15 protein-coding genes are annotated in these 17963 nt (G+C 65.2%); 11 read left to right on the plus strand and 4 right to left on the minus strand.

Going from position 1 to position 17963, the window contains the following annotated elements; genetic code table 11:
* The first annotated feature begins 317 nt into the window (after positions 1–317).
* From FG94_RS16685 to FG94_RS16695, 3 genes are read left to right on the plus strand one after another with little or no spacing between them, the layout of a single operon-like run.
* Positions 318–1514, plus strand: coding sequence for a glycosyltransferase family 4 protein (locus FG94_RS16685; protein WP_036214013.1), 1197 nt, complete (start codon positions 318–320; stop codon positions 1512–1514).
* Positions 1511–2668: a glycosyltransferase family 4 protein gene (locus tag FG94_RS16690; protein WP_036214016.1), complete on the plus strand. Its 1158-nt coding sequence runs from the start codon at positions 1511–1513 to the stop codon at positions 2666–2668. The genes FG94_RS16685 and FG94_RS16690 overlap by 4 nt, the downstream gene beginning before the upstream one ends.
* Positions 2661–3989: a putative O-glycosylation ligase, exosortase A system-associated gene (locus FG94_RS16695; RefSeq protein WP_051996856.1), complete on the plus strand. Its 1329-nt coding sequence runs from the start codon at positions 2661–2663 to the stop codon at positions 3987–3989. The genes FG94_RS16690 and FG94_RS16695 overlap by 8 nt, the downstream gene beginning before the upstream one ends.
* A 10-nt stretch (positions 3990–3999) precedes the next feature.
* Here FG94_RS16695 and FG94_RS16700 read toward each other — a convergent pair whose 3' ends face one another.
* Complete coding sequence (locus FG94_RS16700; protein ID WP_036214018.1) at positions 4000–5235, minus strand: pyridoxal-dependent decarboxylase, exosortase A system-associated; 1236 nt, start codon at positions 5233–5235, stop codon at positions 4000–4002.
* Positions 5232–6830 (minus strand): acyl-CoA ligase (AMP-forming), exosortase A system-associated, encoded by a 1599-nt coding sequence (locus FG94_RS16705; protein ID WP_036214020.1) that lies wholly within the window; start codon positions 6828–6830, stop codon positions 5232–5234. Before FG94_RS16705 ends, FG94_RS16700 begins: the two co-directional genes overlap by 4 nt.
* 134 nt (positions 6831–6964) lie before the next feature.
* On the opposite strand from FG94_RS16705, the gene FG94_RS16710 reads away from it, so the two are divergent.
* A complete protein-coding gene (locus FG94_RS16710; protein ID WP_036214021.1) occupies positions 6965–8179 on the plus strand; it encodes an aminotransferase class I/II-fold pyridoxal phosphate-dependent enzyme in 1215 nt (404 codons plus the stop codon).
* A complete protein-coding gene (locus FG94_RS16715) occupies positions 8176–9222 on the plus strand; it encodes a GNAT family N-acetyltransferase (protein ID WP_036214023.1) in 1047 nt (348 codons plus the stop codon). Before FG94_RS16710 ends, FG94_RS16715 begins: the two co-directional genes overlap by 4 nt.
* Before the next feature lie 19 nt (positions 9223–9241).
* On the opposite strand, the gene FG94_RS16720 is transcribed toward FG94_RS16715, so the two are convergent.
* Positions 9242–10306 carry a polysaccharide deacetylase family protein gene (locus FG94_RS16720; protein WP_200879991.1) on the minus strand — a complete coding sequence of 355 codons (1065 nt, stop codon included), beginning with the start codon at positions 10304–10306 and terminating at the stop codon, positions 9242–9244.
* Between the two features lie 672 nt (positions 10307–10978).
* Between FG94_RS16720 and FG94_RS16725 the strand changes: the two genes are divergently transcribed.
* Positions 10979–13291, plus strand: a complete 2313-nt coding sequence (locus tag FG94_RS16725; protein WP_152571016.1) for a hypothetical protein — start codon at positions 10979–10981, stop codon at positions 13289–13291.
* On the opposite strand, the gene FG94_RS27370 is transcribed toward FG94_RS16725, so the two are convergent.
* On the minus strand, positions 13275–13601 hold the full coding sequence (locus tag FG94_RS27370; RefSeq protein WP_152571017.1) for a hypothetical protein: 327 nt from the start codon (positions 13599–13601) through the stop codon (positions 13275–13277). The genes FG94_RS16725 and FG94_RS27370 overlap by 17 nt on opposite strands.
* A gap of 85 nt (positions 13602–13686) precedes the next feature.
* On the opposite strand from FG94_RS27370, the gene FG94_RS16730 reads away from it, so the two are divergent.
* The 5 genes from FG94_RS16730 to FG94_RS16750 are packed head-to-tail and all read left to right on the plus strand — an operon-like array spanning position 13687 to position 17962.
* Positions 13687–14490 (plus strand): hypothetical protein, encoded by an 804-nt coding sequence (locus FG94_RS16730; protein WP_036214025.1) that lies wholly within the window; start codon positions 13687–13689, stop codon positions 14488–14490.
* A gap of 37 nt (positions 14491–14527) precedes the next feature.
* Positions 14528–15988, plus strand: coding sequence for an oligosaccharide flippase family protein (locus FG94_RS16735; protein WP_036214028.1), 1461 nt, complete (start codon positions 14528–14530; stop codon positions 15986–15988).
* Positions 15989–16033: 45 nt separating this feature from the next.
* Positions 16034–16282, plus strand: a complete 249-nt coding sequence (locus FG94_RS16740) for an acyl carrier protein (protein WP_036214029.1) — start codon at positions 16034–16036, stop codon at positions 16280–16282.
* Positions 16279–17142, plus strand: a complete 864-nt coding sequence (locus FG94_RS16745; protein ID WP_051996859.1) for a hydrolase 2, exosortase A system-associated — start codon at positions 16279–16281, stop codon at positions 17140–17142. The genes FG94_RS16740 and FG94_RS16745 overlap by 4 nt, the downstream gene beginning before the upstream one ends.
* The gene (locus FG94_RS16750) at positions 17132–17962 is read left to right on the plus strand and encodes a hydrolase 1, exosortase A system-associated (protein ID WP_200879993.1); all 831 of its coding nucleotides are present in this window, start codon (positions 17132–17134) and stop codon (positions 17960–17962) included. The genes FG94_RS16745 and FG94_RS16750 overlap by 11 nt, the downstream gene beginning before the upstream one ends.
* Position 17963: the final 1 nt, after the last annotated feature.

Raw genomic sequence — 17963 nt, forward strand, 5'->3', positions numbered from 1 at the left:
GTGTTATCTCAGTAAGCGGGTGATGGATAAGCAGGTGATAAGCATGAAAGCGTGAAAAGCGCGTGTTGAACGGGGCGCGGAGCCAGTCCCTGCAAGGCTTCCTGTGTGGCTGAGGGGCGAGCACGATTGCCGCGTAACAATGCTTAACAGAACTTGAATTATAGTATCATGGTTGTCAAATTTTTATGGGTTGTGATTCAACCGTGCTGCCCCCCGGCAAAAAAATTCTCGTTTCCACAACACTCATATTTTCCAGCGGCCCCCCGTAGTATCGTTGTCAACTCAGCGGTTCCGGACGCCCTCCCAAGCGACCCAAGATGAAGTTACTTACCTTTAGCACCCTGTACCCGAATACGGAGCAGCCCAGCCATGGGATCTTCGTCGAGACCCGGCTGCGTTATCTCGTTGCTAGCGGAAAAGTCGAATCGCGCGTCGTCGCGCCGGTCCCATGGTTCCCCTCGGACAATCCACGGTTCGGCCATTACGCCAAGCTGGCCCGGGTGCCTCGGACGGAAGTACGTCATGGCTTGTCGGTGACGCACCCACGCTACGTGGTGCTGCCGCGGGTCGGCATGAATGTCACGCCTTATTTCCTGGCCCATGCAGCCAAGCGGGAAATCGGCCGCATCCTGGACGAGGGCTACGACTTCGATGCCATCGATGCCCACTATTTCTATCCCGACGGCGTGGCCGCGGTCATGCTCGGCAAGTATTTCCGCAAGCCGGTCGTGATCACTGCGCGCGGCACCGACATCAACCTCATTCCCCACTTCGCGCGTCCACGCAAGATGATCCTGGAAGCAGCCAGCCAGGCCGACGGCATCATCACGGTGTGCCAGGCCCTGAAGGACGAAATGGTGGGGCTGGGTGTCCGCGCGGACCGCATCACGCCGCTGCGCAACGGGGTCGACCTGGAGCGTTTCCAGCCGATGGACCGGGCCGCCGCCCGCGCGCAGCTGGGCCTGACCCGCTTCACCCTGCTCTCGGTCGGCCTGCTCGACCCGCGCAAGGCGCACGACCTGACCATCCGGGCCCTGCCCGCCCTGCCCGACGTCGAGCTCCTGATCGCCGGCACCGGTCCGGAAAAGAAGAACCTCGAAGCCCTGGCGCAGGAACTCGGCGTGGCCGACCGCGTGACCCTGCTGGGTCCGGTGGCCCAGACCGAACTGAAGACTTATTACAATGCCGCCGACGCGATGGTGCTGTCCTCCAGCCGCGAAGGCTGGGCCAACGTGCTGCTCGAGGCCATGGCCTGCGGCACGCCGGTGGTGGCCAGCAACGTGTGGGGCACCCCGGAAGTGGTGGCGGCGCCCGAAGCCGGCGTCCTGATGCCGGAACGGACCCCGGAGGGCCTGGTGCAGGCCCTGACCCAGCTGCGCGCCAATTATCCCGACCATGGCGCCACCCGGCGCTATGCCGAAGGCTTCGGCTGGGAGTCGACCACCCAGGGCCAGATCGACCTGTTCGGACGCATCCTGGCAAGAAAACAAGACATGGCAAGGAAAGCTGCGTGAAAATCCTTTATCACCACCGCACCCGCTCCAAGGACGGCCAGTACGTCCACATCGAAGAAATGATCAACGCCCTGCGCGCGCAGGGCCATGAAGTGATCATCGCCGCCCCGCCCAGCGCCGAGACCGAATCCTTCGGTTCGGACGCCGGCCCGGTGGCGCTGCTCAAGCGCTACATGCCGAAGACCTTCTACGAGCTGATGGAATTCGCCTATTCGCTGGTGGCCTACCGCCGCCTGGTGAAGGCGATCCGCGAGCACAAGCCGGATTGCATCTACGAGCGCTACAACCTGTTCCTGCCGGCCGGCATCTGGGCCGCGCGCAAGTTCAAGCTGCCCATGCTGCTCGAAGTGAATGCCCCGATCCTCGAGGAGCGGGCGCGCTATGACGGCCTGGCCCTGACCCGCCTGGCCCGCTGGTCGCAATCCTATTGCTGGCGCAATGCCGATGTCGTGCTGCCGGTCACCCAGGTGCTGGGTGACATCGTGGCTTCCTACGGCGTCGATCCCAAGCGCATCGTGGTGATCCCGAACGGCATCAACCCGGAACGCTTCGACAGCGCCCCGGACGTGCAGACCGCCAAGCGCGCGCTCGGCCTGGAAGACTACCTGGTGCTCGGTTTCACCGGCTTCGTGCGCGACTGGCACGGCCTGGACAAGGTGATCGCGCTGATCGCCCAGGATCCGCCGGAATCGCGCCGCCACCTGCTGGTGGTGGGCGACGGCCCGGTGCGCGCCGAGCTCGAGCAGCAGGCGCGCGACCTCGGCATCGAGCACCGCGTCAAGTTCACCGGCATCATCGGACGCGACGAAGTGGCGCGCTACGTGGCCGCCTTCGACATTGCCCTGCAGCCGGCCGTGGTCAGCTACGCGTCGCCCCTCAAGCTGTTCGAATACCTTGCCCTGGGCAAGGCGATCGTCGGCCCGGACCAGCCGAACATCCTGGAAATCCTGCGCGCCGACGACAATGCCGTGCTGTTCGACCCGGCCAGGCCGGACGGCCTGGCGGCCGCCGTCAAGCGCCTGTGCGAGGATGTCGAGCTGCGCAAACGCGTCGCCGTCAATGCACGCGCCACCATTGCCGAGCAACAGCTGACCTGGCATGCGAACGCGCACCGCGTGACCGACCTGTTCAAGGGATTGATGTGCCGTGCGTGACGCATTAATTTTCCTGGCCTTTGCTTGCATCATTCCCTTCATTTTCAAGCGACCGGTAGTCGGCGCGCTGGCCTATGCCATGTTCAGCCTGATGAACCCGCACCGGCTGAGTTACGGCACTGCCTACGATTTTCCCTTCGCGATGCTGCTGTGCGTAATCACCTTGGTCAGCGTTGCGCTGTCGCGGGAACAGAAAAAGATCCCGCCCAGCCCCCCCGTCATCATGCTTGGCCTGCTCTGCCTGTGGATGGTAACGACCTTCCTGTTCGCGCAGGACCCGACACGAGCCATGGTGGTCGGCGACCGGGTCTACAAGATCATGCTAATGATCTTCATCACTGTCCTCACCGTGCGTAGCAAGCGCGACGTTCAGGCGCTGGCCTTGACGGTCGCCATCTCGCTCGGTTTCTGGGGCTTCAAGGGAGGATTCCACACGATCCTGTCCGGCGGACGTAGCGGCGTACTTGGTCCTGCAGACAGCTTTATCAGCGACAATAATACGATTGCGCTAGCACTCCTGGTAACAGTGCCAGTGCTGGTTTACCAGAGTTCGCATGCACGCACGAAGCTGGGCAGGTGGATAGCCGGCGGAACAACGCTGCTGACGGTCGTAGCAACGATCGGCTCCTATTCGCGTGGTGCCTTGGTCGGATGCGTAGCCATGGCCTTGTTCCTTTGGCTGAAGTCGACGTCAAAGCTCAAGACCGGCCTTGCGATCGCGCTGCTGGCTCCCGTGATTCTGCTATCGATGCCGGAAGAGTGGACCGGGCGCATGCACTCGATCAATAACTACGAAGAAGACGAGTCGGCTCAGGGGCGCCTGAATGCCTGGGAATTCGCGGTGAATGTCGCCAATCAGTTCCCCTTGGGCGGAGGCCCTGGCATCTTCTCGCCCGACAGTTTCCTGAAATACGCGCCGAACCCGGAGACCTTCCACGTCGCGCACAGCATCTACTTCCAGATGTTGGGCGAGCACGGCTGGTTCGGATTAGCGCTGTTCCTGGCAATGCATGCCTGTACCTGGCGCACCGGGAGCCGCGTCATTCGCCACTGCGAAAACAAGCCGGAGCTGGCCTGGGCCTCAATGCTGGCACGAATGTGCCAGGTCAGCCAGATCGGCTACCTGGTAGCCGGCGCCTTCCTCACCCTGGCGTATTACGACCTGGCCTATTACGTGATGGCGATCGTGATCACGCTTGACAAGGTGCTGATTCGCTACCCCCAGGACGACGATATCCCGCCGCTGCACTTGCCGTTCGGAAAACGCAAAGCCAGGCGCGACACACCAAAGCCTCCGGCCAGTACTCCCGCGGGTATTTAACGGCCGGGATTCAAACCAGCACTTCCAGGGCCGCGGGATGGCCCAGGAAGTTGGCCGGGCTGGCGCTGGGACCATAGGCGCCGGACTGGAACACGACGATCAGGTCGCCTTCCTCGGCATGGGCCAGGTCGAGCCGCTCGGCCAGGATGTCGAGCGGTGTGCACAGCGGTCCGGTCACCGAGGCCGGACCGGTCTGCTCCGGGTTCATGCGGTTGCCCACGGCCACCGGATAGTTCTTGCGGATGACCTGCCCCAGGTTGCCCGAGGCGGCCAGGTGGTGGTGCATGCCGCCGTCGGTCACCAGGAACACTTCCCCGCGCGAGAGCTTGCGGTCCAGCACGCGCGCCACATAGATCCCGCATTCACCCACCAGGTAGCGTCCCATTTCCAGGGCGAGGCGTGCCTGCGGGAGGCCGGACTGCAGGCGCGGCAGCCAGCCTGCCAGCTGTTCGCCGATCGGCGCGATGTCGAGCCGCGCCTCGCCCGGGAAATACGGAATCCCGAAGCCGCTGCCGATGTTCAGCTGGCGCACCGCGAGCGGGCTGTCCCCGGCCAGGCGCAGCGCCAGCTCCAGGCTCTGCGATTGCGCCTCGACGATGGCCTCGGGGCGCAGGCTCTGCGAGCCGCTGAAGATGTGGAAGCCCTGGAAGTCCAGGCCCAGGCTCGCCACCTGGCACAGCAGCGCCGGCGCCTGCTCGGCGTCGATGCCGAAAGGCTTGGCGCCGCCGCCCATCCGCATGCCCGAGGATTTCAGTTCGAAGTCCGGGTTGATGCGCAGCGCCACCCGCGGCGCGATGCCGAGGGCGTCGCCCAGGCGCGCCACGCAGGCCAGCTCGCGCGCCGACTCGAGGTTGATGCAGACCCCGGCCGCGATGCCCTGCGCCAGTTCGGCCTCGGTCTTGGCCGGGCCGGCAAAGCTGACGTGGCCTGGCGCCATGCCGGCATCCAGGGCGGTGCGCAGTTCGTTCGACGAGGCCACATCCAGGCCGTCGACCAGGCCGGCCAGGTGCTGCACCAGGGCCGGCATCGGATTGGCCTTGACCGAATAATGCAGGCCGACCGCTTCCGGCAGCTGGGTGCGCAGCTCGCGCACCCGCGCCGTGCACAGCGCGCGGTCATAGGCGAAGAAGGGGGTGCGGCCGACCCGCTGCGCGAGCCGGGTCAGCGGGATGCCGCCGACCTGGAGCTCGCCGTCGACGACGGGAAAATGGATCTGGGGCGCGTGGCGCGGTTTGGCGGTGCTCATGGTGTTGCCTGTGCTTCCGTGTAAAGGGTCTGGCGCAGCAGCTTGCGGTCGATCTTGCCGTTCGGGTTGCGCGGCAGCCCGTCGCCCTGCAGCTTGACGAGGTCCGGCGCCGGCACCATGTAGGCCGGCAGGCGGCGCCGGCATTCCGCCAGCAAGGCCGCCGGATCGAAGGCGTCCGGATCGGGTACCTGCGCGACCAGTGCGATCGCCTGGCCGAGCTGGCCGTCGTCGACGCCGAAGGCGGCCGCTTCCAGCACCAGGCCGGTGGCCTGCACCACGCTTTCGATCTCGGTCGGGCTGATGCGGTAGCCGGATACCTTGATCATCTCGTCGCTGCGGCCGATGAAATACAAATAGCCTTCGCTGTCGCGGCGCACGGTGTCGCCCGACCACACCGCCAGTTCCGGCAGCGGCAGGCCGGCTTCGCGGCCGGGTGCCGGGCGGAAGCGCTGCGCGGTGCGTTCGGGGTCGTTCCAGTAACCCATGGCCACCAGTGCGCCGCGGTGCACCAGCTCGCCCGGTTCGTCGTCGTCGCAGAGGCTGCCGTCGGGACGCACCACCAGCACCTCGGCATTCGGGATCGCCTTGCCCATCGAGCCCGGCCGGCGCTCCAGTTCGGACGGCGGCAGGTAGGTCGAGCGGAAGGCCTCGGTCAGCCCGTACATCAGGAAGATCTGGGTAGACGGCAGGCGCCCGCGCAGGGCCTCGACCGTGACCGGCGGCATGGCGCCGCCCGAATTGGTGATGAAGCGCAGGCTGCAGCCGGCCGGCCATTCCAGGCGCGCCAGCGCGTTCCACAGCGGCGGCACCGCCGCCAGCACGGTGATGCGCTCGCTCGCCACCATGGCCACGATGTCCTTCGGGAACAGGTAGTTCATCAGCACCACGCTGGCGCCGCGCAAGAAGGCCGTGGTCAGCTGGCTCAGGCCATAATCGAAGCTGAGCGGCAGCACCGACAGGATGCGGTCGCTCGCGCGCAGGTCCAGGTAACTCGCCACGCTGGCGGCGCCGGCCACCAGGTTACGGTGCGACAGCACCACCCCCTTGGGCGCACCGGTGCTGCCGGAGGTATACAGGATGGCCGCCATGTCGGCATCGATGCGGCGCGCCGCCGTCGGGTCGAAGGCGCCGGCCGCGCAGGCCGTCACGGCGTTCCAGGCCAGGGTGCGCAGGGCCGTTCCCGGCGCACCCTGCGCATCGGCTTCGGCCAGCAGCACGGTTTCCAGGTCGGGGCAGGCCGCCAGCGCGGGCGCCAGGCTGGCCAGCCGGTCGGCCGTGGTGGCGAGCAGGCGCACGTTGCAGTCGGCCAGGATGTAGGCCACCTGCTCCGGCTTGAGCAGCGGATTGACGGGAACGAACACGCAGCCGGCGGCAGCGGCGCCGAACATCGCCGCCACGTTCTCGATGCGCTTTTCCATATAGACGGCCACGCGCGTGCCGGGCGCCAGGCCCTGCTCGCGCAGCAGCAGCGCGACCGACGCGACCAGGCCGGCCAGGTCCGCATAGCTGCAGCGCCGCGCGCCGTAGGCCAGGGCCGCGGCATCGGGCGTGCGCCGTGCGGCCTCGAAAATGCTGTCGTGGATCAGAGTGTTCATCAATGCCTTGTTGTTCCGCCCGGCTGGACGCTGCGGGCAGGCGCCATCTTACCAGTTCACGCCAGGCAAGTCCCGGCCGTCCGGCACACGCTATCCGACGCGTTGCCGGAGATAACGCATGTTATATTTAATGCATGTCGACAATAGCTCACCAGGCTCCCCCGCGCCGGGTACTGCCTTCCGTTCCCGTCCTGTCGCCGGCCTCCTTCTTCCAGCGCGGCGGCGCCTCCCTCCCCAGCCTGCTCGATGCGGCCGCGGTGCGCATGGTGACGAGCGGACGCATCGCGATCGGCCTGGCCTTGCGCGAGATGGGGGTAGGCCCGGGCCACACCGTGCTGGTGCCGGCCTACCACAGCCCCTCGATGATCCCGCCGGTGCACTGGTGCGGCGCCTCCGTCGTGTTCTACCGGGTGCACCCGGACAGCACCATCGACCTCGAGGACATCGCCGCCAAATTCGATGGCAGCGTGAAGGCGGTCATGGCGACCCATTTCTTCGGTTTTCCCCAGGACCTGCGCGCCCTGCGCGCCCTGTGCGACGCGCACGGCGCCATGCTGCTGGAAGACTGCGCGCACGCCTTCTTCGGCCACCATGCGGGCACCCCGGTCGGCAGCACCGGCGACTACGCGATCGGCAGCAGCATGAAGTTCTATCCGATCTACGAGGGCGGCTGCCTGGTGTCGCACCGCCACCCCCTTGGCATTCCCCTGCGTTCGGCTGGCCTTGGCTTCGAAGCCAAGGCCGCGCTGGCGGCGCTCGAGATGGCCTTCGCCCACGGCCGCCTGCCAGCCTTGCGCCTGGCGCTGTCGCTGCCGCTGCGCCTCAAGAGCGCGCTCTGGAATGCCCTCAAGTCGCGCCGCCCTACGGGTGACGCCGCCCCGGCCCTTGCTCCGGATTCCTCGGACAGCAGCTACAACTTCGACCCGCGCTGGCTCGAGAAGCGCTCCTCGCTGTTTTCGCGCCTGACCGTGCGCCTGGCGTCGCGCGCGCGCATCGTCGCGCTTCGCCGCCGCCATTACCTGCAGCTCCAGCAGGCGCTCGACGGGCTGCCGGGCTGCCGGCCCCTGCACCCGACGCTGCCCGAGGGCGCCTGCCCCTGGATCTTCCCGCTGCTAGTGGACCAGGCCGAGGCGGTGGCGGCCAGCCTGCAGGCGGCCGGCGTGCCGATGGTGCGCTTCGGTGCGAGCCTGTGGCCCGGCGTCGACGCCGCCACCTGCGCCAACAGCATGGCGCTGGGACGCCAGCTGATCGGCCTGCCCTGCCACCAGGAACTGCGCGCGGAGGAACGCGATCGGCTGCGCGACGCCCTCCGGCGCGCACTCGGCGCCACACCGGCATTGACGGCATGAGCTGGACCGTCGTTCCCGCGTCCCGATTCGACGACCACCTTCCCCGCTGGCAGGCGCTGCATGCCACCACCGGCGGCTCGCCCCTGCTGGCGGCCGACTTCCTGGCGGCCGCGCTGGACACCCTCGGCAGCGGAGAAGAACTGCTGGCCTGGTACGAAGAGGCCGGCCTCACCCGCGTCATGACCGTGATGGCGCCCGCCGGCCTGGGCCGCTGGGCCACCTTCCAGCCTTCGCAGGCGCCGGTCGGCTTCTGGCTGCAGCGCGATGCCGGCTCGCCGGAGCCTTACATTCCCGGCCTGCTGAGCGTCCTGCCTGGCGCCGCCCTGGTGCTCGGCATCACCCAGTGCGATCCGATGCTGTTGCCGCGCCCGGACGCCAGCGCCCGCACGCGCACCCTCGACTACATCGAGACTGCCCGCATCAGCCTGGCGCCCGGCTTCGAGGCCTACTGGAATGCGCGTGGCAAGAACCTGCGCAGCAACCTCAAGAAACAGCGCAAGCGCCTGCAGCAGGAAGGCTGCGCCACCCGCCTGCAGGTCCTGCGGACGCCGGAGGAGATGGCGGCGGCGGTGCGCGACTACGGCATGCTGGAAACGCAAGGCTGGAAAGGCGCGGCCGGCAGCGCGGTGCGCGGCGATGACGCGCAGGGCCGGTTCTACCGGGCCATGCTGGAAGCCTTTGCCCGGCGCGGCGCGGCGCGCGTCTACCGTTACTTCATCGGCGACCGCCTGGCGGCCATGGACCTGTGCGTGGAGGGCGGCGGCTGCGTGGTCGTGCTCAAGACCGCCTATGACGAAAGCCTCGGCGGCGCGCTGTCGCCGGCGCTCCTGATGCGCGAGGAAGCCTGCCGCGACATTTTCGAGGACGGCCGTTTCGAACGGATCGAGTTCTACGGACGGGTGATGGAATGGCATCTGCGCTGGACCGACGAGATCCGGACCATGTACCACCTGAACAGCTACCGCTGGCCGCTGCTGGCGCGCCTGCATGCGCTGGCGGCGCGGCGCCAGCCGGCGCCTGCCGCTGCCGCCGCCGCCGAATGAGCGGCGGGCAGCGCGGGCTTCAGCCCAGCATGCGCTGTTTCATTTCCCTGTCGGCCGGCCCGGCCTGCATTTCCTGCGGGCCGCCGCCCACCATGTCCCGCAATTGCGACAGGCTGGCGAACTGGCCGCCCAGCTCGTCGCGGAACCAGGTGCAGAAATCGCGCACGGTGGCGATGAAGCGCTCCAGGTCGGCGGCGCTGCGCACATAAGGGGTGTGCCCGATCGCCATCGACGGGCTGTGGTAAGTCAGGGTGAACACTTCGCAGCCGGCGTGGCGCAGGCTGGCGGCGAGGCGCCGCATCTCGGCCCCGCTCGCGACTTCGGGACTGAGGCGGATGCGTTCGAGCGCGCGCGAGCGCGCCATGATGCCGCCCAGGCGCGCACGCTGCGCCAGCGGATGCTGCGCCAGTTCGAACAGCTGCGGGCCGAAGCTACGCAGCCAGCCGGCGTAACCGGTGGTTACCGGCACTTCGAGCAGCGCGCGCTGGCCGGCCTGGAAAAAATACGGATGCTCGTCATGGTCCCGGAAGTCGGGGCCGCTGTCGTAGGCAAAGGAGGTGTAGGGCACCACGCTGGTATCGATGGCATAGCCCAGCGAGGCGATCGATTCCGCCGTATGCCGGCCGAGCCCGTAGCGGCCCGCCTTGAACGCGAGCGGCACGTGGCCGAAGGCGTCGACGATCGCCTCGGTCAGCCGCTGCAATTTTTCGTATTCGAGTTCGCGCGGCAGGTTGCCGGCATAGGAATTGAAACGGTTGACCTGCTCGACGTGCGGCGGCGACACCCAGGGATGCAGGTGGGCGCCGATTTCGCAGCGGCCCTCTTCCATCAGGCGCCGCAGCGTGGCCGCCGAAGCCGGCGCCGTGGTGACCGGCCAGTCGCACATATAGGTCGGCACGATGCCGAGCCCGTCGAACACGCGCTCGTGCATCAGCGGCTGGCCCGCGATCGAGGTGGTGCCGACGTTGAGCCGGTCGAAGGGCCGGTCCCAGGCGAACTCTTCCTCGGCATCCACGACCACGACCAGCACGGGACGGCTGCCGGGTGCGAGACGCGCCCGCACACGCTTGTCGTTTACCGGCATGGGCGTCCGTTCTGGATTCCGGCTCCCGCACCGGGGTGCGGGATGGAACACCAATCGTCGCGTTCGCCCTCGTATCGGAGAGCGTGATGGGAAAAGCCTTTGCCGGAGCGTGACACGTTTCGCCTTATGCGGTTGAGCGCAGCAGCCCTTGCTGCTCACTATATTTCCATATTAACACATCAATGTTGTTGCTCTGCGCACAACAAGAACAGAGCACAGGCAAGACCTCTTCGAGGCCTCCAGCGGCAAACCGTCTGCGCAGCATATTCTGTTTTGCAAAAACCTCAATCATATAATTTTATTGCGACATTTTGATAAGAGGAAATATTGCATTTTTAGCGTATTGCCATTCCATCCAGTGTCGAATTCTAATTGCTATCGATATAAAAACCCATTTGAATAAGTAGCAATAAAATAGATATAAGTGTATGAATCTAAACATTTTTTCATTTTTATGATTCAGTTATGCCACACTTCATTGCGATTTTTTTACAATTTCTCCGGTGTGGCTTGACTGTACCTATTGATCTAGATAGTAAAATGCCGATTTTCTGTTGTTTTCGCGTGGAAATTGCCTAAATACTAAACACGGAATTTAGTGATTCGGGTAAAGTAAAGTTCTCACAGGAAATTATTTCCTAAGAACACTTGCCTATAATCATGAATTCCAAAATGAATAACCTGAAATCGACCAAAGCAAGCAAGCATGGCAATACACCCGTCAGCATCCTTTGCTCTCGTCCCGTCAAAGGCATGAGCACACTTTTTGCAGCAGTCCTGCTGGCCGCCTGCGGCGGCGGCGGCGGCGCGGATGACGCAGGCAGCAGCGCCAGCGTCTCGCTGGCCACCGTCACGACCGCTTACGCACCGAAGCCGATCACCCCGGTTACCGGCACCCCGATTCCCCCCACCACGACTCCTGCCATCGTGGTCGGCGCGCCGATCACCGACATCCGCATCCAGAACACCGGCGCCGCCCAGGCCAATGTGCCTTTCACTTTTGGCCAAGTGATTGCCGTCGGCGAGATGGCAAAGACCGAAGGCCTGGCCGGCAAGCTGGCCGACGGCAGCATCATCCCCCTGCAGGCCGACATCAAGGCCACCCATGCCGACGGCTCGGTGCGCCACGTGATCGTGTCCGGCGTCCTGCCAGCTCTGGCGGCAGGCCAGACCCAGACGCTGACCCTGGTGAAATCGAGCGCTTCCGCGCCGACCAACGTCACGCTGCAGCAACTCGCCGCCTCGGGCCTCGACAGCAAGGTCACCATCACCCTGGACAATGTCCAGTACACGGCCTCGCTGGCCGATGCGCTGGCCGCAGGCAACCCGGTCAACTGGCTGTCGGGCACCGTGGCCAACGAATGGATCATGGCGGTGCCGCTGAAGAACGCGTCGGGTGTCGCCCATCCGCTGCTGAATGCCCGCTTCGACGTGCGCTGGTATTCCGCGCTGTCGAAAAAGGCCCACGTCTCCGTCAGCATAGAGAACGACAAGACCTTCACCTCTGGCGCTCGCAACTTTACCTATAACGTCAAGCTCGACGTTGGTGACCGCACGGTCTATACCAAAAACGACCTGGTCCACTACCACCACTCGCGCTGGCGCCAGTCGGCATGGTGGGATGCGGCCACTGTTCCGGAGCTCCATTTCCAGCACAATGCCGCCTATCTGATCGCCAGCAAGGCCGTACCGAACTATGACCAGTCCTTGATCCCTTCGGAAAAGGAATTGACCCGTCTAGGCACCCAGCTCAGCGACAGCAATACCGGCCCGATGAACATCGGCATTATCAATCCTTACATGCCCACCACGGGCGGACGCAATGACATCGGCCCGCTCCCCGGCTTCTCGGTCATGTATCTGCTGTCGCAGGACAAGCGCGCCAAGGACGTGATGATGGCGGTGGCGGAAGGCTCGGCTTCTTGGCCGATGCACTTGCGCGATGAAAAGACGGGCTACCCGGTGCGTACAGACAATGAAGCGAACAAGCTGATCACCACGCACATGAACATGGCGCATAAGGGTCCACTACCGGTGCCGCGCTGCGCCAACAACGACGGCAACCTGTGCTGGTCGCCGTACAAGGTCGACACCGCGCATCAGCCGTCGATGGTCTACCTGCCTTACCTGATCACTGGTGATTACTACTATCTGGAAGAGCTGCATTTCTGGGCGGCAAGCAATCCCCTGGAAACCGATCCGGGCAACGCCGGCTTCGGCCAAGGGCTGGTGCGCTGGCAACAGCTCCGTGGACAGGCTTGGTCGCTGCGGACGCTCGGCCATGCTGCCTACATCACGCCGGACCAGCACCCGTTGAAGGGCTACTTCAACCAGCAGCTCGACAACAACTTGGCGTTCTACCACAATACCTACGTCGTCGGGAATCCGAACAACCTGGGCGTCTATGACGGCTCGGGCGGCGGCTTCGCGGTGACCGGCTCGGCCCCGTGGCAGGACGACTTCTTTACCTGGAGCTTCGGCTATCTGAACGAACTTGGTTTCACCAAGGCGCTGCCGATCCTGCAATGGAAAGCGAAGTATGCCGTCGGCCGCATGACTGCGCCGGGCTATTGCTGGATCCAAGGGGCCTCCTATGCGCTCAAGTTCCGCGACAGCACGACCACCCCAATATATACGAGCTTCGAACAGCTGTACCGGGCCAACTTTAACGATGTTGGTATTCCAAATGACGACCGTAAAATCATCACGGACCCACTTGGCACACGCTACATCGACCAGCCCTGCGCCACACAAGCGCAAGCCGATTGGCTGACGCGCGCCGATGGCCATACCTGGCAAGTGGGCCGCATGACCGGTTATTCGACATCTGCGCTGGGCTACCCGTCAAATATGCAGCCTGCACTGGCTGTGGCTGCGACGGCGGGCGTCCCCAACGGCAGCGAAGCATGGACCACCTTCATCGGTCGCAACGCGAAGCCGGACTATAGCGTGGCGCCGCAATTCGCGATCATTCCACGCAAATAAGAGCAAGCCAAGTCGCAAAGTGGGCGTCCAGGATTTCCTGGACGCCCTTTTTGTTTGTAAGCTCATCCTCTGCAGAGTCAATCATGCGCAAATGAAACAAATTTTGCCGGATCATACAACTATCTTGAAAATTTGTTATGTGTGCCGTGTGTGCGCGGAGTTGCAGCATATAATGTTGTGCGTTATGGCAAGGAAGTTGCCAAGCAAATCGTTTCACCGATTTAAAGGCTGGTACGCGTGCGGTGCCGGCGGAACCGACACAGGAGTCAGCAGAAATGTCTTTACTGAGCAGGGTAATCCAGCGCGTCAAGCGGGACTACTTTCGGGGCCAATATAACAAGGTCGTCCGGCAAGTTCTGGCTACCGCCCCCCTAAAGCAGGGAACGCAGCCCTTCATGCTCCTGTCGATGGTGCACCAGCGCGACGTCCAGTCCTACCTGGTGGCCGTAAAATCCTTCGCCCACTTCCTCAATCCAGAACGCGTCGTCGTCGTCTGCGACCCTTCGATCAATTCCACTGACCGTGCCACTCTCAAACAGCATGTGCCACATATCGAACTGCGCGATGCCGACGAGTTCACACACCAGGATATGCCGCGTGGGGGCACTTGGGAGCGCCTGTTCGCGATCGCGAACTTTTCTCCCGATAATTACGTCGTGCAGCTCGACGCTGATACCCTGACGGTTCGCCCGATCCCGGAAGTGCTCGAGGCGGTCAAAGCCGGGGTCGGCTTCGTCCTCGGTGAGCTACCTGACACCCCAATCCGTTCGTTGGCAGAGACGCGCCAGAACGCGCTGCCGAAAGTGCGCCCGGGCGCGCATATCCAGAGCATCTCCGAGGCCGAGATGGCCAACGTCGGCCTGCCGGCCGATGCACGCTACGTCCGCGGCTGTTCCGGTTTCACCGGCTTCCCGCGCTCGGCGGCGATGCGCGAACAGATGATCGACTTCTCGCGCCGCATGGGCGGCAGACTGGGCGAAGACTGGAAACGCTGGGGCACCGAACAGGTAACCTCGAACTATCTCATCGCGAATGCGACCGGCACCAAGGCCCTGCCCTTCCCGAAATACGGTACTCCGGATTGTGCGAACGGCGACACCGCCTTCTTCCACTTCATTGGCTCGATGCGCTTCATTAACAGCAAGTACGAGGCAACCTCGCGCCAAGCGATCAAACTGATAGGAAGCGTGCCGGCCTAGGAATCCAGCCTCACCGTTACCAGGAACAAGTCTCACCATGGCAGATCTGCGTCGTTCGCTGGTCATTAATTTCTTCTCCTCGTCCGGCGCTACCCTGATGCGCTTCGTGGTCAGTATCCTTCTGGCCCGCATCCTGAGCCCGGCGGAGATCGGCGTCTATTCAATGACGGTCGTATTCGTCAACCTGGCGGGGGTATTCCGCGACTTCGGCGTTTCGACCTACCTCCAGCGCGAACCCGACCTCACGCCCGACAAAATCCGCTCCGCTACCGGCGTGGTTTTCACCTCGTCCTGGCTCATCGCGATCGCCATGTTCCTATCGAGCGAATCCATCGGCAACTGGTTCCAGGAACCGGAAATCATTCCGGTGATGCAGGTGCTGTCGATCGGCTTCCTCCTGATTCCCTTCGGCGCCATCACCAATGCTCTCCTGACGCGCGAACTTGCCGCCGAGAAGCAGGCAATCGTTAACATGGCCGGCACCCTCAGCTTTTGCGTCAGCTGTGTGGTGCTCGCCAAGCTCGGTCACGGCAGCCTGAGCCTGGCTTACGCCAACCTGATTAACATCATCGTCTGCGCTGTGGCCCTGGTCCCCTTGCGCCCGAAGAATATGCCTTGGCTGCCGTCTTTCGATCACTGGCGCAGCGTAACCCATTTCGGCCTCGGCTCCCTGCTGTCGAGCTGCATGGTGGCGCTCAATAACGCCATCCCTGACCTACTGCTGGGTAAACTCGGCAATGCGCGCCAGGTCGGCCTGCTCAGCCGCGCCAATTCGACGGTGACCATCTTTACCCATGTAGCCGGCTCGACCGTCAGCTATGGCGCCGTGTCGTATATGGCGCAGGCCCATCACCGCGGAGAATCGCTGGTACCGGTGTTGACGCGGGCGACCAGTCTGCTGACCGGGGTTGGCTGGACCGCGCTGGCCCTGACCACCGTGCTCGGCAGGGATATCGTGCTGGCCCTGTATGGCGAGGCCTGGCTCGAATGCGTGCCGGCGATCCTGCCGCTGTCGGTCGCCGCTGGGGTGATGATGGCCTTCCATTATGTCCCGATTGCCGTCACCGCCATCGGCCGTCCGTACCTCAGCGCTGCTCCAGTGGCCGTGACCCTGTTGGCCCGGATCGGCTTCGCGGTGGTCCTGTTCGACGGTACCTTGGCCGGCTTCGGCTGGGTACTGACCCTGGCGACACTCGTGGCCGCGCCGGTCACCTTGCTGCAGCAGCAGCGCTACTTCGGCTTCGGAGCACTGGCCCTGCTGCGCGCCTTGCTGCCTAGCGCTTTCGTGACTGCCGGTACTACCGCCGTCGCGGCCCTGCTGGCGCTGACGCTGCCGTCCACGCTGGTTCCGCTGGTACGGCTGCTGCTGATGTTCCCGGTGCTGGCCCTGGCCTGGTACCTGCTGCTGCGCGCCAGCGGCCATCCCGTGCTGGACGAGGTGCACCGCCTGGGCGGCATGGCACGAGCGCGCCTGGCCCTGCTGCGCCCGAATGTATAATCGACCCATGGTGCGCACGGCGCACCGCCTGCGTGGAATTGCGACATGTACCTCGACGAAGTAAAGACCATCCTGATTGACGTGCTGAGCCTGGGTGAAGCGGGCCAGCGCCTGCAGTCCGATTCTCCCCTGCTGGGCAGCCTGCCTGAACTCGATTCGATGGCCGTGGTGAGCCTGGTCGGGGCGCTCGAAGACCATTTCGGCATCGTCATCGACGACGACGACCTCAGCGCCAGCACCTTCGAAACCCTGGGCAGCCTGGCCGATTTCGTCGCCCGGAAGAGCGCCGGATGACCGCTGGCGCGATCGAAGCGCGCGCCGAACCCTTCTTCCTGCAGCGCACCAGGGGCCAGCTGTTCTGCCTCTACCATCCGCCGCGCGGCGACTGCCGCGGCGTCATCCTCTACGTGCCGCCGTTTGCCGAAGAAATGAACCGCGCGCGCCGCATCGCGGCGCAACAGGCGCGCGAACTGGCGGCGCTCGGCTATGGCGTGCTGCAGCCCGACCTGGCCGGCACCGGCGACAGCAGCGGAGATTTCGCCGACGCCCGCTGGGAAACCTGGAAGGACGACCTGGCGGCATGCTGCGCCTGGCTCGGCGAACGCATCGCCCACCCGCCGGTGCTGTGGGGCCTGCGCCTCGGCGCCCTGCTGGCGCTCGACTACGCGCAGGCGGCGGCGCATTCGCTGCGCGCGCTGCTCCTGTGGCAACCGGTCACCAGCGGCCAAGCCTACCTGACCCAGTTCCTGCGCATGCGTACCGTCAATGCCGTGCTGGCCGACAACGCCTCCGAGCAGACCGGTACCCGCGCCCTGCGCGCCGCGCTGCAGTCCGGCGACATCCTCGAAATCGGCGGCTACGCGCTGGACCCGGCGCTGGCCGCGGCCATCGACGCGCTGGCGCCGCTCGAACGGCACACGCCGCCCTGCCCGGTGCACTGGTTCGAGATGGCCGCGCATTCCGCCGACAAGGCCGGCCAGGTCCTGCCGCCGGGTGCGGCCCGGGCCGCGGAGGCCTGGCGCAGCCGGCATGCGCGGCTGCAGGTCCATCCGGTCGATTGCCCACCGTTCTGGGCGGCCGGCGAAGGCGTGGGCGCGCCGGCCCTGCTGGCGGCGACCTCGGCGCTGTTGCGGGAGGACCGCCTTGGGCATTGAAGAACGCGCGCTGAGCTTCCCCTGCGGCGGCGACTGGCTGGTCGGGGTAGCGAGCCTGCCTGCCGAACCCTCCAGCCGCGGCGTGCTGGTCGTGGTCGGCGGATCGCAGTACCGCGCCGGCAGCCACCGCCAGTTCACCCTGCTGGCGCGCGCGCTGGCGCAGGACGGCATCCCGGCCATGCGTTTCGACTACCGCGGCATGGGCGACAGCGAGGGTGAGCTGCGGTCCTTCGAGACCGTCGACGACGACCTGCGCGCCGCCATCGACGCCTTTTTCGCCGCCGCGCCAGGCTTGCGCGAAGTGGTGCTGTGGGGCTTGTGCGACGGCGCCTCGGCCGCGGCGCTGTATGCGCGCTCGGACCGGCGCGTGGCCGGCCTGGTGCTGCTCAACCCCTGGGTGCGCACCGACGACGGCCTGGCGCGCACCACCCTGCGCCACTATTACCGCCAGCGCCTGGGCGAATCGTCCTTCTGGCGCCGGCTGCTCAGCGGCCGCCTCGACCTGGTGCGTTCGATCAAGTCCGCCATCGGCCTGGTGCGCGCCGCGCTGGCCCCGGCCTCGCCGGCGCCGGCACTGCCCGAGCGCATGCATGCGGCCCTGGCCGCCTTCGGCGGGCGCGTGATGGTGGTCATCGGGGGTGCCGACCTGACCGGACGCGAATTCTGCGACCTGGCAACGACCACGCCGGCCTGGAAAAAGCTGCTGTCCGGTCCGCGCGTGACCCGTCATGAGCTCGACGGCGCCGACCACACATTCTCGCGGCGCGCCTGGCGCGACCAGGTCGCGGCCTGGACCAGCGCCTGGGTGCGTTCCTGGTAAA

Source organism: Massilia sp. LC238 (genome assembly GCF_000735635.1).
GTDB lineage: Bacteria > Pseudomonadota > Gammaproteobacteria > Burkholderiales > Burkholderiaceae_D > Telluria > Telluria varians.